At 48.2% G+C, this 13,598-nt stretch carries 13 protein-coding genes and 1 pseudogene; 9 read left to right on the plus strand and 5 right to left on the minus strand.

The features are described 5' to 3' along the window. The first annotated feature begins 196 nt into the window (after positions 1–196). The 6 genes and pseudogenes from ompC (at position 197) to ttcA (ending at position 4,204) form a co-directional block, all read left to right on the plus strand. Positions 197–1,330: a porin OmpC gene (gene ompC / locus FDW94_RS17415; protein ID WP_137377969.1), complete on the plus strand. Its 1,134-nt coding sequence runs from the start codon at positions 197–199 to the stop codon at positions 1,328–1,330. Positions 1,331–1,477: 147 nt separating this feature from the next. Then, positions 1,478–1,690 (plus strand): KTSC domain-containing protein, encoded by a 213-nt coding sequence (locus FDW94_RS17420; protein WP_103015385.1) that lies wholly within the window; start codon positions 1,478–1,480, stop codon positions 1,688–1,690. Between the two features lie 81 nt (positions 1,691–1,771). Then, a complete protein-coding gene (gene uspF / locus FDW94_RS17425; RefSeq protein ID WP_003833207.1) occupies positions 1,772–2,206 on the plus strand; it encodes a universal stress protein UspF in 435 nt (144 codons plus the stop codon). A gap of 185 nt (positions 2,207–2,391) precedes the next feature. Continuing rightward, the gene (locus FDW94_RS17430; protein WP_032943565.1) at positions 2,392–2,634 is read left to right on the plus strand and encodes a DinI family protein; all 243 of its coding nucleotides are present in this window, start codon (positions 2,392–2,394) and stop codon (positions 2,632–2,634) included. A 321-nt stretch (positions 2,635–2,955) separates the two neighbouring features. After that, positions 2,956–3,219: pseudogene (locus FDW94_RS24445) on the plus strand (tyrosine-type recombinase/integrase); the annotation flags it as partial. A 49-nt stretch (positions 3,220–3,268) separates the two neighbouring features. Then, positions 3,269–4,204, plus strand: coding sequence for a tRNA 2-thiocytidine(32) synthetase TtcA (gene ttcA / locus FDW94_RS17440; RefSeq protein ID WP_137377970.1), 936 nt, complete (start codon positions 3,269–3,271; stop codon positions 4,202–4,204). A 78-nt stretch (positions 4,205–4,282) separates the two neighbouring features. Here ttcA and dbpA read toward each other — a convergent pair whose 3' ends face one another. The 4 genes from dbpA to FDW94_RS17455 form a co-directional block, all read right to left on the minus strand. Next, positions 4,283–5,656, minus strand: coding sequence for an ATP-dependent RNA helicase DbpA (gene dbpA / locus FDW94_RS17445; RefSeq protein WP_137377971.1), 1,374 nt, complete (start codon positions 5,654–5,656; stop codon positions 4,283–4,285). A 28-nt stretch (positions 5,657–5,684) separates the two neighbouring features. Beyond that, positions 5,685–5,852, minus strand: a complete 168-nt coding sequence (locus FDW94_RS24670) for a hypothetical protein (protein WP_283205074.1) — start codon at positions 5,850–5,852, stop codon at positions 5,685–5,687. Positions 5,853–6,127: 275 nt separating this feature from the next. Further along, entirely contained in the window at positions 6,128–7,111 is a 984-nt protein-coding gene (zntB, locus tag FDW94_RS17450; protein WP_003833215.1) for a zinc transporter ZntB, read from the minus strand. Between the two features lie 154 nt (positions 7,112–7,265). Further along, positions 7,266–8,375: a methyl-accepting chemotaxis protein gene (locus tag FDW94_RS17455; RefSeq protein WP_048235295.1), complete on the minus strand. Its 1,110-nt coding sequence runs from the start codon at positions 8,373–8,375 to the stop codon at positions 7,266–7,268. 411 nt (positions 8,376–8,786) lie between these two features. Between FDW94_RS17455 and FDW94_RS17460 the strand changes: the two genes are divergently transcribed. Together FDW94_RS17460 and FDW94_RS17465 are read left to right on the plus strand one after the other, a co-directional pair. Continuing rightward, a complete protein-coding gene (locus FDW94_RS17460; protein WP_111465508.1) occupies positions 8,787–10,901 on the plus strand; it encodes an EAL domain-containing protein in 2,115 nt (704 codons plus the stop codon). 67 nt (positions 10,902–10,968) lie between these two features. Then, on the plus strand, positions 10,969–12,201 hold the full coding sequence (locus tag FDW94_RS17465) for a sensor domain-containing diguanylate cyclase (protein ID WP_008784893.1): 1,233 nt from the start codon (positions 10,969–10,971) through the stop codon (positions 12,199–12,201). A gap of 12 nt (positions 12,202–12,213) precedes the next feature. Here FDW94_RS17465 and smrA read toward each other — a convergent pair whose 3' ends face one another. After that, a complete protein-coding gene (gene smrA, locus FDW94_RS17470; RefSeq protein WP_137377972.1) occupies positions 12,214–12,777 on the minus strand; it encodes a DNA endonuclease SmrA in 564 nt (187 codons plus the stop codon). 225 nt (positions 12,778–13,002) lie between these two features. Between smrA and ogt the strand changes: the two genes are divergently transcribed. Beyond that, on the plus strand, positions 13,003–13,518 hold the full coding sequence (gene ogt, locus FDW94_RS17475) for a methylated-DNA--[protein]-cysteine S-methyltransferase (RefSeq protein WP_008784895.1): 516 nt from the start codon (positions 13,003–13,005) through the stop codon (positions 13,516–13,518). Positions 13,519–13,598 lie beyond the last annotated feature (80 nt).

Genomic DNA, 13,598 nt, shown 5'->3' on the forward strand with positions numbered 1-13,598 from the left:
TATAATTTTTATTTTATATATATTTTCATTAACTCATTCATGTCAACTATCACTATTTCCGTAGAATTATTTGTTTAAGGTTTTACTTAAGACGTAACAATTCATATTTATCTCTTTACGGAACTTCTCCTTTAGCATGCTTTTACTCCCTACATGGGTGGTCACAGGTTAATAAAAAAACTAAAGGATTATTTCAATGAACAGAAAAGTACTGGCTCTCGTAATTCCTGCCCTGCTGGCTGCAGGCGCTGCTCACGCTGCTGAAGTTTATAATAAAGACGGCAACAAATTAGATCTCTATGGCAAAGTAGACGGCCTGCATTATTTCTCTGACGACGCTAACAGCGATGGCGATCAGACTTATATGCGTATGGGCTTCAAAGGCGAAACACAGGTTAATGATATGATCACCGGTTATGGCCAGTGGGAATATCAGGTTCAGGCCAACGGCACCGAAGGTGATAAAGGCGACTCCTGGACTCGTCTGGCATTCGCAGGTATTAAAGTCGGCGACTACGGTTCATTCGACTACGGCCGTAACTACGGCGTCATGTACGACGTTGAAGGCTGGACCGATATGCTGCCAGAATTCGGTGGCGACTCTTACACCAAAGCAGACAACTTCATGACCGGTCGTGCAAACGGTGTTGCAACCTACCGTAACACCGACTTCTTTGGTCTGGTTGACGGTCTGAACGTTGCACTGCAGTACCAGGGTGCGAACGAAAATCAGTCACCAGAGCAAGAAGGCACCAATAACGGTGGCGACGATCGTAACATGAAGAACTCTAACGGTGACGGCTTCGGTATCTCCTCTACCTACGATCTGGGTATGGGCGTAAGCTTCGGTGCGGCATACACCTCTTCTGACCGTACTAATGAGCAGGTAAACCATTCTACCGCAGGTGGTGATAAAGCTGACGCATGGACTGCTGGTCTGAAATACGACGCGAACAATATCTACCTGGCAACCATGTACTCTGAAACCCGCAATATGACTCCGTATGGTGGTTCTGACGGTAGTAATAATACTATTGCCAACAAAACTCAGAACTTTGAAGTGACTGCGCAATACCAGTTCGACTTCGGTCTGCGTCCGGAAGTTTCTTTCCTGATGTCTAAAGGTAAAGATCTGGGTGTAAACGGATCAGACGGTGACCAGGATCTGGTTAAATATGCCTCCGTAGGTGCCACTTATTACTTCAACAAAAACTTCTCCACTTACGTTGATTACAAAATCAACCTGCTTGATGAAGATAAAACCTTCTACACTGCCAATGACATCTCTACCGATGACACTGTAGCATTGGGTATGGTTTACCAGTTCTAAGTTCGTCAGCCCGCTGGCAACGGCGGGCTATCCTTCTTTTCTGTGTAACTCTGTTTTATCTCATTCAAAACATTATATCTGTTGCGTTAAAACACATCTCTGATAGATGATATCTTGCATTAAGGTCTGTAGTAGAGGATACCTGCAATGAATCATCATCCTGTAAAATCATCCCGTATTGCATCCATCGGATATGACGAATCCTCTTGCACGCTAGAAATTCGCTTTCACCAGTTGGCTACGCTGCAATATCAGCAGGTCCCTGCCCGTATTTTTCGTGATTTCCTGATCGTGGTCTCTAAAGGCCGATTTTACGATGGGGTAATAAAAGGCAAATTTCCTGAAATCAAAATAAAGTGATGCCAAAATGTGATCGTTGTCATTGTACATAAAGTGCCATTACGCGGTAAGCTTTACGTGGATACTTAAACAGGAGGTTTTATGAACAGAACGATTCTTGTACCCATCGATATTTCAGACTCAGAATTAACTCAACGCGTTATTGCCCATGTTGAAGCAGAAGCAAAGATCGACGATGCACAGGTTCATTTTTTGACCGTCATTCCGTCATTGCCCTATTACGCTTCCCTGGGACTGGCCTACTCTGCAGAGTTACCGGCCATGGACGATCTGAAAGCCGAAGCGAAATCTCAACTGGAAGAGATTATCAAGAAGTTCAATATCCCAACGGACAGAGTGCACGTTCATGTCGCAGAAGGTGCGCCGAAAGACAAGATTCTGGAGATCGCTAAAAAATTACCGGCTGATATGGTCATTATTGCCTCACACCGACCTGACATCACCACCTACCTGCTGGGCTCTAACGCCGCGGCGGTAGTGCGTCACGCGGAGTGTTCGGTACTGGTAGTCCGCTAAGCTTTCTGGCCCGCACATCGCTGCGGGCTTTTTGTTTCTCCCTCATTTTCCCCACGATTCCTGATCGAAGCATACAAGGCCATTTCAGTATCGCTATGTCGTGACATCATTACGCCCTCTCTTGAAACCCAGGTAAAAACAGAGTATAAATACTGTATATAAATCCAGTAAAAGAGCGATAAGCAATGTTCGTGGAACTCGTTTATGACAAAAGGAATTTTGATGGTCTGCCCGGCGCAAAAGATATTATTCTCGGCGAATTGACCAAGAGGGTTCATCGGATCTTCCCCGATGCTGAAGTTCGGGTTAAACCGATGATGACACTTCCGGCGATCAACACTGACGCCAGCAAGCATGAAAAAGAACAGATAAGCCGAACGGTTCAAGAAATGTTTGAAGAGGCTGATATGTGGCTGGTTTCAGATTAAGCACCTTGAATCGTCATGTTGCTTAAGTACCATCCGCTGTGACTGGCAATCATTCTATACTCGCACTATCGGACGTTTGCCGGTCGGCCGCAGCCATGCTCTTGCATACGGCATGGTTGCGGCAGTTTGCCACACCCTGCGTTTTTCGCTCCCTGACATTGCTCGTTGATAGTTCAGAACTGAATTATCTGTCGGTAAGTTGCTCCACAATTTTCTTCAGCGCTTCAATATCTGCTTTCAACTGATTAATTGCTTCCTGTCCGGGGCTATGTACCTTTATCCAATCATGCTGTTCGCTGTTTATTCTGGTCTGGTCACGAAGAGCAAAAATCTTACTACTCTATGAGTAGCATAGGTGCCAGATAGAACTCAGCTGTAAAACGTGCTGGTATTCGTCGCCGTAATCCGTACCATACGCGGCATACTTTTGCCTGCTGGCTGTAATCGGCTGGAGCGAACCCATCATTTATAGCTAATCAGATGGGGCATGAAAACGCGCAAATAGTGTACGACGTCTACAGTACATGGATTGAAGAAATGAATGACGATCGGGTTGCAATGTTGAATAGCCAACTAGCCCTGTGATTGAAGTTTGCCCATTATATGCCCCTTTTGGTTTTTGAGAACGGTAAGAATGCAAGATAATCAACAAGTTACAAAGAAAGAACAATACAACCTGAACAAACTGCAAAAACGTCTGCGTCGTAACGTGGGCGAAGCCATTGCCGATTTCAATATGATCGAAGACGGCGATCGCATTATGGTGTGCCTTTCCGGCGGGAAAGACAGCTATACCATGCTGGAGATCCTGCGTAATTTGCAGCAAAGCGCCCCGATCAGTTTTTCCTTAGTTGCGGTTAACCTCGATCAAAAACAACCCGGTTTCCCGGAGCACATTCTGCCAGAGTATCTGGAACAGCTGGGCGTTGAGTACAAGATTGTCGAAGAAAACACCTACGGGATCGTCAAAGACAAAATCCCAGAAGGCAAAACGACCTGCTCGCTCTGCTCTCGCCTGCGTCGCGGCATTCTGTACCGTACGGCAACCGAATTAGGAGCCACCAAGATTGCGCTCGGCCACCATCGCGACGACATCCTGCAAACGCTGTTTTTAAACATGTTCTACGGCGGGAAAATTAAAGGCATGCCGCCGAAGCTGATGAGTGATGACGGTAAGCACATCGTGATCCGCCCGCTGGCTTACTGCCGTGAGAAAGATATCGAGCGTTTCTCCGAAGCGAAAGGTTTCCCGATTATTCCGTGTAATCTGTGCGGCTCACAGCCTAACCTGCAGCGTCAGGTCATTGCTGACATGCTGCGTGACTGGGACAAACGCTATCCAGGCCGCATTGAAACCATGTTCAGTGCGATGCAAAACGTTGTACCTTCACATCTGAGCGATATCAATCTGTTCGATTTTAAAGGCATTAAGCACGGTTCAGAGGTTGTGGACGGCGGGGATTTAGCGTTCGATCGTGAAGAGATCCCGCTGCAGCCTGCGGGCTGGCAGCCAGAAGAAGATGATGCTCAACTGGATGAGTTACGCCTGAACGTGGTGGAAGTGAAGTAAGCGTCTGTCAGGCCTACAACGTGCATAAGCGCCTGTAGGCCTGATAAGCGGAGCGCCATCAGGCGCCCCAACGGGTAGTTATTTCAATAACCGGACCCGGCAAGTCTTGCCTTTGATCTTACCGTTTTGCAATTGTTTCCACGCCTTGTGCGCTATGTTCTGGCGAACGGCGACATAGACGTGTGCCGGATGAACGGCAATTTTGCCGATATCTGCGCCATCCAGACCAATATCACCGGTCAGAGCCCCCAGAACATCACCAGGGCGCATTTTCGCTTTTTTACCGCCATCAATGCATAACGTCGCCATCTCTGCTTCCAGCGGCAGGATTGAGCCGTTAGCTGGCGCAGTTAGCCAGTTCAGCTTCAGTTGCAGCATTTCAGAAAGAATGTTGGCACGCTGCGCTTCTTCCGGCGCACAGAAGCTAATCGCCAGACCGCTGTTGCCGGCACGCGCGGTACGTCCGATACGATGGACGTGGACTTCCGGATCCCACGCCAGTTCGAAGTTAACTACCAGCTCAAGTGATTTGATATCCAGGCCACGTGCGGCCACATCGGTTGCGACCAGGACGCGCGAGCTACCGTTGGCAAAACGAACCAGCGTCTGATCGCGATCGCGCTGTTCCAGGTCGCCATGTAATGACAGTGCGCTTTGCCCTGCCGCATTCAGTGCATCGCAAACGGCCTGACAATCTTTTTTGGTGTTACAAAAAACCACGCACGATGCGGGTTGATGCTGGCTGAGTAGCTTTTGCAGCAGCGGAATTTTTCCGTGGCTGGGGGTTTCGAAAAACTGCTGTTCAATCGCCGGTAACGCATCGACCGTATCAATTTCAATCGTTAATGGATTTTGCTGTACCCGGCCACTGATAGCAGCAATGGCTTCCGGCCAGGTTGCGGAAAACAGCAAAGTCTGACGTGACGCAGGCGCAAAGCGAATGACATCATCAATCGCATCGCTAAAGCCCATATCCAGCATGCGGTCGGCTTCATCCATAACCAGCGTATTCAGGGCATCCAGAGAAACGGTGCCTTTTTGCAGGTGGTCAAGTAAACGACCCGGTGTGGCAACAATAATATGTGGTGCATGTTGCAGGGAGTCACGCTGTGCGCCAAAGGGTTGCCCACCGCACAGCGTTAAGATCTTGGTGTTTGGCAGGAAGCGCGCTAAACGACGCAGTTCACCCGCCACCTGGTCGGCAAGCTCGCGCGTTGGGCACAGCACCAGAGACTGCGTCTGAAACAGCGCGGCATCAATATGCTGTAATAGCCCAAGACCAAAAGCAGCCGTTTTGCCACTGCCGGTTTTAGCCTGCACGCGAACATCTTTACCCGCCAGGATTGCCGGTAACGCAGCAGCCTGAACAGGCGTCATTTCAAGATAGCCCAGCTCGTTAAGATTCTCGAGTTGAGCAGCAGGTAAAACATTCAGGGTTGAAAAAGCGGTCACAATTTAATCTCGCGGTAAAAACTCACATTCAGCAGGCGCGTATCCTCGCAGATCTGTGCCCGTGATGCGACAATTTAATCGGTTCTTCATCCGGCGGCGGATCCGGCATGGGCTGCGGACGAGGTATGGGATCGGGAATGGGAACCGGATCGGTCGGTAGCGAATCAGTGTTCGACGTTGTAATCAGACAGGTCATATACCCCTCCAGTCATTCAGATTGACTCTTTTAGGGTAGACGCTGATTTCCTGCAGGCAAAAAAAAGCCGACTAATCTAAGTCGGCGTCGTACGAATCAATTGTGCTATGCAGTAATTCAAAAAAGGAAGTAAGACAATATGGAGCGCAACGCCCATCGCTTGACGTTGCATTCACCTGCGAGAGAGATATTGCCCCGAATAGGTAGATGGTTTATTGACTTCGCTCAAAAATCAGGACGTTTTCATGCGCAAAAACCACTAAAAAACGTTGTTGTTACAACCATTTACTACGGTGCAACCATAAAGTAACACCACCAATCAGGACCACTAACAGAATACAAAAAAGTGAGAAACCAAACTGCCAACCACCGCCGGGGATACCGCCGAGGTTAACGCCGAAAAGCCCGGTTAAAAATGTGCTGGGAAGAAAAACCATTGCCATCAATGACATTGTATACGTTCGGCGAGCCAGAGACTCCTGCATCACCTGCGCAATTTCATCCGCCATAATACCGGTCCGGGCAATACAGGCGTCTATTTCATCCAGCCCTCTCCCCAGCCTGTCAGCGATATCCTGCATCCGTCTCCGATGGTCGTCGGTCATCCAGGGTAAACGTTCACTCGCCAGACGGGCATAGACATCACGCTGTGGTGCCATATAACGGCGCATCACAATTAGCTGCTTACGCAGTAAAGCCAAAAAACCACGCGGTGGGATCTGCTGATCGAGCAGGTTATCTTCCAGATCAATAATCTTGTCGTGCAGTTGTTCGATAAATTCGCTGGCATGGTCGGTTAGCGCATCACAAACATCCACCAGCCAACTGCCACAATCAGCCGGTCCCGTCCCTTCCTGGAGATCGCTGACCACATCATCCAGCGCCAGCACTTTGCGCTGACGGGTTGAGACAATCAGACGTTCATCCATATATAAACGCATCGCCACAAGTTGGTCAGGACGCTCGTCGGTGCTGCCGTTAATGCAGCGCAACGTGATCAAGGTACCTTCCCCGACTCTACTGACGCGTGGGCGTGTACTTTCGCCTGCCAGCGCATCACGCACATTGTTGGGAAGAAGAGGTGTTGTCGCCAACCATTGGGCACTTTCAGGATGAGTGTAATTAAGGTGTAGCCAGCAGGGATGCTGACTATCAATTACATCATTATCGCTCAGCGGTTTTACTCCACCTCGACCATCCAGCAGCCAGGCAAACACGGCATCCGGCACATTAACATCCGTTCCCTTAATGGCTTCCACAGCGCCTCCACAAACATTCAGCCTTTTTCGTTAGTCTAGCTGTCAGAATATGTTAAGCAATATCTCATTGTCCCATTGTGCTGAAATGATTCATAAAAGTCTCTGATAACAGGAAAAGCTCTGACGAATACGACGCTTGCTTCGAGATACCCGGTTAAGCCCGCTGCCATCTCGCTGACTCAAGAGTGTTACTTAAGCGAAATTTATGTGTCCGCGACTGGAGATCAATCACCTGGTTTTTCAGGATACCCGAGGAATCAGAAAGCTCATCAACCATAATGGCATTACTTTGGGTTACATTCTCCAGTTCGGCCAGTGCATGAGTAATTCTGATAATTCCTTTCTCCTGTTCCTGTGTAGTGGTTAATATCTCGCCCATCAGTTGGTTTAATTGACCGGCACCACCGACAATATCATGCATATTTTTTTCTGCTTCACGCACAATAGCTGCACCTTGCTGAACATTTTGATGGGTTTGCGCAATCAGCTGCTTAATATTCTTAGCAGCATCCGCACTTCGGTGTGCAAGCATTCTGACCTCACCGGCCACCACGGAAAAACCTTTGCCATGTTCACCGGCCCTCGCCGCTTCCACGGCAGCATTCAATGCCAGAATATTTGTCTGGAATGCGATACCATCAATTAGCGTAATAATTTCCGTCATCTGCTGTGCACATTCGGTGATTGAACGCATATTTGTCGCAACCTGCACCATTAATTCGCCACCCTGAATGGCACATTGCGTGGCAACTGTTGCCTGGACGCTGGCGATCTGCGTGTTGTCAGCATTATTTCGCGTATTAACGGCTATTTCATCCATATTAGCAGCCGTCTGCATCAATGCTCCGGATTGTTGTTCCGTTTTCACTGAAAGCTCGGCGCTGCGTTCCGCAAGCTGTTCAGAGAGCGCCATCGCCGTTTGTGAGGATGTTCTGATCTCATTAACGAGTGTTGAAATATTACTCGATAAACTATTGATGCCCGGTATTAGTCTACCCGCACAATTATTACCAAACTCAGGGATACTGATCGCCAGATTCCCAGACGTCACTTCCTCAATGCTCCTTTTTACCGTATTGATCGGCATGACCAGGTATTTCGTCATATACCACCATAAGCATAATATAGAAATAACGCTTACCACATTCGTACCAATTATAATTTCCGACGTGGCCGAGAAAATCATCTCAACAATATTGAGAGCAACCGCCGAAATGAGCAGAAATAAAATAATAAAGGTTCTGACGCTAATATCATTTAACATTTTAGTCCTGTGCACTAAGAAATTATGTAGATATTATTTTTTATAGCACCTGCAATGCAGAATGCCATTGCTCTGCGACGAAAGCTGAACTTTCAATGAGAGCCTGCAATCCTTTTACTTAAGGCAAGAAATTACACCTTTTATTCCCGTTAGTTCAGTGTTTTATTCCATCAAATGGCTGTGATGGTGCCAGTCATCAGGTTATTGTGATGACAAGCACATGGAGAGCATAAAACACACAGAACTATAAATTTGGTGAATGTTTATATAAGTAATGGCTCGTTATTTTCACTATCTTCCTGTTTCCTCTAATACCAGTGTAAAAACATAAGAACATTCCCGGTTTTATCATGTTAACTGGACAAAACCTGCTAGATTTATTACCACGGCTTTTTTTCGATAGGTAGTATGATGTTGAACGTGTCGTGGGACCCTGTATTGATTGGGATTTCCTTTGTTGTCGCGTTTATTGCCTCTTTTATTGCTCTCGATAGTGCGGGCAAGGTGGCAATCTCCAATCGACGTGAATCAACCTTCTGGCGCCTGTCTGGCGGGGCTACGCTAGGGATGGGTATTTGGTCAATGCATTTTATCGGTATGCTGGCCATGAAAATGAGTATGCCGATCAATTACCATTTTTCGCTCACGGCATTTTCTTTCTTTATTGCGCTCATTTCTGCAACTCTCGCCATTAATATCGCCATTTCCGGTAATACGCTTTCAACAAAACGATTAGTCGTAGCCACAGGAATATTAAGCGCCGGTGTCGTCACCATGCACTACGTTGGCATGTATGCCATCATTGAGCATGTTGCCATCCTATGGAGTCATTCGCTGATACTGCTCTCAGTGATGATTGCCATCGTTGCATCTGGTGTGGGTTTGTGGTTGGCGTTTCATTTACGCCAAAATACCCGTCGAGCCCTGATCAATCGGCTTGTCGCCGCCCTTATTATGGCGCTGGCGATTGCCTCTATGCATTACACCGGGATGGGAGCGGCAACATTCACCCATTTTGGACACACGGTACACAATGGACTCAGCACACTGGAACTCTCTGTCTGGGTCTGCGCCGTCACGCTGGTTATTTTGGGTATCATGCTGGTGGTGTCGATGGTGGATTCGCAACTGCGTACCTCCCGACTGGCAGACAACTTACATCAACTTAACTGCCAGCTTGAGCATCAGGTCCACTTCGACGCACTTACTGGACTTGCCAATCGCACACAGATAGATGCCTGCTTACAGGCCTGTCTGCAGCATTCCAAACTGCATCAGCATCAATTTGCTCTGGTATTCATCGATCTCGATCGCTTCAAAGTCGTTAACGATACCTGGGGACATCACATCGGCGATCAGTTGCTGATCGCCAGTACGCAGCGAATCTACAGCTGCCTTGATGACACCATGACGCTGGCGAGGCTGGGGGGAGATGAGTTTATTCTTCTGGTTCCTGACTGTAATAAAGAGGATATCACCGCTCTGCTGACCCGGATTGCGGCTGCGATTGGCGATCCTTTCACGCTTTTTGGGTACACCATTCGGGTTTCGTTAAGTGCGGGAAGCAGTATTTATCCTGAACATGGTTCCACGTTGCATGAGTTAAAAGTAAAGGCTGATATGGCGATGTATCATGTCAAACAGGCCGGCAGAAACGGTTGGGCTATTTATAGCCCGGAAATGGAAGCTATCGCCGATACACCGCCGACATTTTTACAGGAACTGTCACAAGCACTGGAACACGATCAATTTGAGCTTTGGTACCAACCCAAATACACCGCCGGAGATCATTCCCTGACCGGTTTTGAAGCATTATTACGCTGGCATCACCCGGAACGCGGCATGCTGTTACCTGCTGAGTTTCTGCCTGCGCTGGAAGAGACAGGCCTTATCATTCCGGTCGGGAAATGGGTTATTCAGCAGGCATGCCAGCAGTTACATCAATGGAAGTTACAGGGCCATGCGGAATGGACCCTCGCCGTTAATCTTTCCCCTTCCCAGTTTGAACAACATGACATCGTTGATGTGGTTTGCAGCGCCCTTGCACAATATCAACTATCACCTGCATATCTCACGCTGGAATTGACTGAAAGTACAGCACTTAAAAATTTAAAACGTAGCGCTGAAGTCTTAAATGCATTTTCAGCTTTAGGGATCACCGTTTCTATTGATGATTTCGGTACCGGTTATTCAAATATATTGATGTTGAAGTCTCTTCCGGCACGGGAATTAAAAATTGACAGAGTATTTGTTAAAGATATCAGCGAGAACAGCAAAAATACAAAGATTGTGTCTACTATTATTGACATAGCCCACTCCATGAATATGCAAGTAGTGGCTGAAGGAATAGAGACCCAGGAGCAGGAAATACTCCTGACCCAGATGGGATGTGGCGTGCTGCAAGGTTTCTTGTTTGCAAAACCGTTGCCTGCGCATCAGATCCATGAATTGATTCCAACAGAAAGTAACATTAAGCAGCAGCGAATCGTACAGTCTTTGTCTCCTCAACAATCAATAACATTATGAGACTGTAATATAAAAAACAGATGCCATTAAACGGGCAACACAGCAGATAAAGATAACGGGATTATCGATGAGCACAACCGAGCTGCATTCACTGGATTTATTAACCCTGCCGGTGTGGATTGTTTCGCCGCATACCGAAGAACTGGTGTTCGCTAATACCGTTGCACGGGAACTGATGCAGGCCCCCTGCTTTTCTCTACTCCGCAAGGGCATATTTTCAACACATGCCCAGAATGATTTAACCATGTATCTCAGCGATTTGAGAAATCATCACGACATTGTAGAAATCCTTACGGTTTGCCGCGAAGGTGAAGACGTCGCGATGGCCAGCCGCCTGTCCATCCGCTCTCTGCCGGAATCAGGTGACGTTATTCTTTTCGAAGGCATTGAAACACCGACTTCGCAAGGTCTGAAAGCGAGCCGTTCAGCGAATTATCAGCGAAAAAAACAGGGATTTTACGCGCGTTTTTTCCAGACTAACTCGGCCCCAATGTTGCTTATCGATCCGTCCCGTGATGGGCTTATCGTTGATGCAAATCTCAGTGCGCTAAATTTTTATGGCTATAGCCATGATACGATGTGTCAGAAACATACATGGGAAATCAATACGCTGGGCCGTCATATACTCCCGGTGATGCATGAAATCGCCCATCTTCCAGGTGGCCATAAACCTTTGCATTTTGTGCATAAACTGGCAGACGGCACATCCCGTCACGTACAAACCTACGCCGGGCCAATCGAAATCTACGGTAATAAGCTCATGCTGTGCATTATTCATGATATTACCGAGCAAAAACGGCTGGAACAGGAGCTTGAGCGTGCGGCCCTGCGTGACGCCTTAACGGGATTGCTTAACCGCCGACATTTTTATCAGGTAACCGAGCCGGAACAGACCCACGCGATGTCATTGACACAGGATTACAGCCTGCTGTTGATCGACACCGATCGCTTTAAAAGCATTAACGATCTTTTTGGTCATTTAAAAGGTGATGAGGTACTTTGCGCTCTGGCACGCACACTTGAATCCTGTGCAAGAAAGGATGATCTGATTTTTCGCTGGGGAGGTGAAGAATTTGTGCTGCTGCTGCCGCGAACCTCGTTAGATATTGCCCTCAATCTCGCAGAAGTGATACGGGCGACGGTGGCCAAAGTGACTCTCCCGGGCCTTCCCCGCTTTACCGTCAGCATTGGCGTAGCTCGGCACGAAACAAATGAAAGCATCGATGAGTTATTCAAACGCGTTGACGACGCGTTGTACAAAGCCAAGAACGAAGGCAGGAACAGAGTGCTGGCCGCCTGATGTTTACGTCGTTCAGCGACTACGTTTAGCGTGACGCTCCCAGTTGTCCTGTTTTGCCTGTGCGGTTTTACGCAATGCCACATAACATGCCCCGCTGCCGCCGTGATGCGGCAGTGCGGCGCAGTATGCTTGCACGCCGTCAAATTCCGTCAACCAGCGCGCCACGTAGCTGCGAACAATATTGGCATGGGAGTTATCGTCACGTCCCTTGCCGTGTATCACCAGCACGTTACGCAACCCTTCCTGCTGCGCCTGCAGAATAAAGCTAAAGAGCATCTGGCGACATGTTTCAACAGGTTGGCGAATAAGATTAAGGCTCGCCTGCTGCGGGTATTTTCCGTTTCGCAGCTTGTCGGTCACGCCGTTCTGTAAACCTTCGCGACGAAACTCGAGCGGCACATTCAACGGGACAATATCGAGAAATCCCGTCGAGAGAAAATTATCCAGTTGTAGCGTATCGATACGCGCCGGAGTGCGAAGATTGCGCATGGGCTGCCAGTGCACATCGGCATGGTGTTTCAGCGGTTGAACATCCCCCATTGCGTCAAGAAACAGCGATGCATCATCAAGGTTCATGTTTCATCCTCCAGCGTATTGCGACGGGCATTATCATAACCGCGCACAATTATACCGACAACTATACCGGTAACGGTTTACGGATATTTCCAATAATTAACCGGATCCTCCGCGCTGAACCGATCTACTCACGACAAGTTGATATCCGTTTTTAGGGGTATAGCTGCGACGGTCACTGGCGTGATAATGTGTAGGCTCGCCTGAATGCTGTAATGAGAGAAACGGATGCTTAACTTACTGGAAGACACCATCGACACGCCGCTGGGCCCGCTGTGGGTTATTTGTGATGAGCAATTTCGCCTGCGCGCAGTGGAATGGGATCAGCACAGCGATCGCATGGAACAATTGCTTGATATTCATTACCGTACAGAAGGTTATCAGCGCATTACCGCCAAAAATCCTGGTGGATTAAGCGACAAACTCTCTGAGTATTTTGCCGGAAACCTCAGCATCATTGACACGCTGGAAACGGCAACCGCTGGAACGCCTTTCCAGCGTGAAGTCTGGCAAGCATTACGCACTATCCCCTGCGGGCAGGTCATGCATTATGGTCAGTTGGCCGAACAGTTGGGGCGCCCCGGCGCTGCAAGAGCCGTCGGCGCTGCTAATGGCTCCAATCCAGTAAGCATTGTGGTTCCCTGTCATCGCGTCATTGGACGTAACGGCACCATGACCGGATATGCCGGCGGTGTACAACGAAAAGAGTGGTTATTGCGCCACGAAGGTTATTTGCTACTCTAGATTCCAGGCAATTAATGCCTTATTCATCACACTTCCGCATAATGCGACCACAAATTAAGTGTGGTTAATCAAGCAGATAC

It is taken from the genome of Citrobacter sp. wls757, assembly GCF_005280935.1.
Lineage (GTDB): Bacteria > Pseudomonadota > Gammaproteobacteria > Enterobacterales > Enterobacteriaceae > Citrobacter > Citrobacter portucalensis.

Excerpts from the sequence above, each read along its gene's own strand:
- ompC (WP_137377969.1), top strand. The coding sequence starts at position 197 with ATGAACAGAAAAGTACTGGCTCTCGTAATTCCTGCCCTGCTGGCTGCA.
- FDW94_RS17420 (WP_103015385.1), top strand. The coding sequence starts at position 1,478 with ATGAATCATCATCCTGTAAAATCATCCCGTATTGCATCCATCGGATAT.
- uspF (WP_003833207.1), top strand. The coding sequence starts at position 1,772 with ATGAACAGAACGATTCTTGTACCCATCGATATTTCAGACTCAGAATTA.
- FDW94_RS17430 (WP_032943565.1), top strand. The coding sequence starts at position 2,392 with ATGTTCGTGGAACTCGTTTATGACAAAAGGAATTTTGATGGTCTGCCC.
- ttcA (WP_137377970.1), top strand. The coding sequence starts at position 3,269 with ATGCAAGATAATCAACAAGTTACAAAGAAAGAACAATACAACCTGAAC.
- FDW94_RS24670 (WP_283205074.1), bottom strand. The coding sequence starts at position 5,852 with ATGACCTGTCTGATTACAACGTCGAACACTGATTCGCTACCGACCGAT.
- FDW94_RS17455 (WP_048235295.1), bottom strand. The coding sequence starts at position 8,375 with ATGTTAAATGATATTAGCGTCAGAACCTTTATTATTTTATTTCTGCTC.
- FDW94_RS17460 (WP_111465508.1), top strand. The coding sequence starts at position 8,787 with ATGTTGAACGTGTCGTGGGACCCTGTATTGATTGGGATTTCCTTTGTT.
- FDW94_RS17465 (WP_008784893.1), top strand. The coding sequence starts at position 10,969 with ATGAGCACAACCGAGCTGCATTCACTGGATTTATTAACCCTGCCGGTG.
- smrA (WP_137377972.1), bottom strand. The coding sequence starts at position 12,777 with ATGAACCTTGATGATGCATCGCTGTTTCTTGACGCAATGGGGGATGTT.
- ogt (WP_008784895.1), top strand. The coding sequence starts at position 13,003 with ATGCTTAACTTACTGGAAGACACCATCGACACGCCGCTGGGCCCGCTG.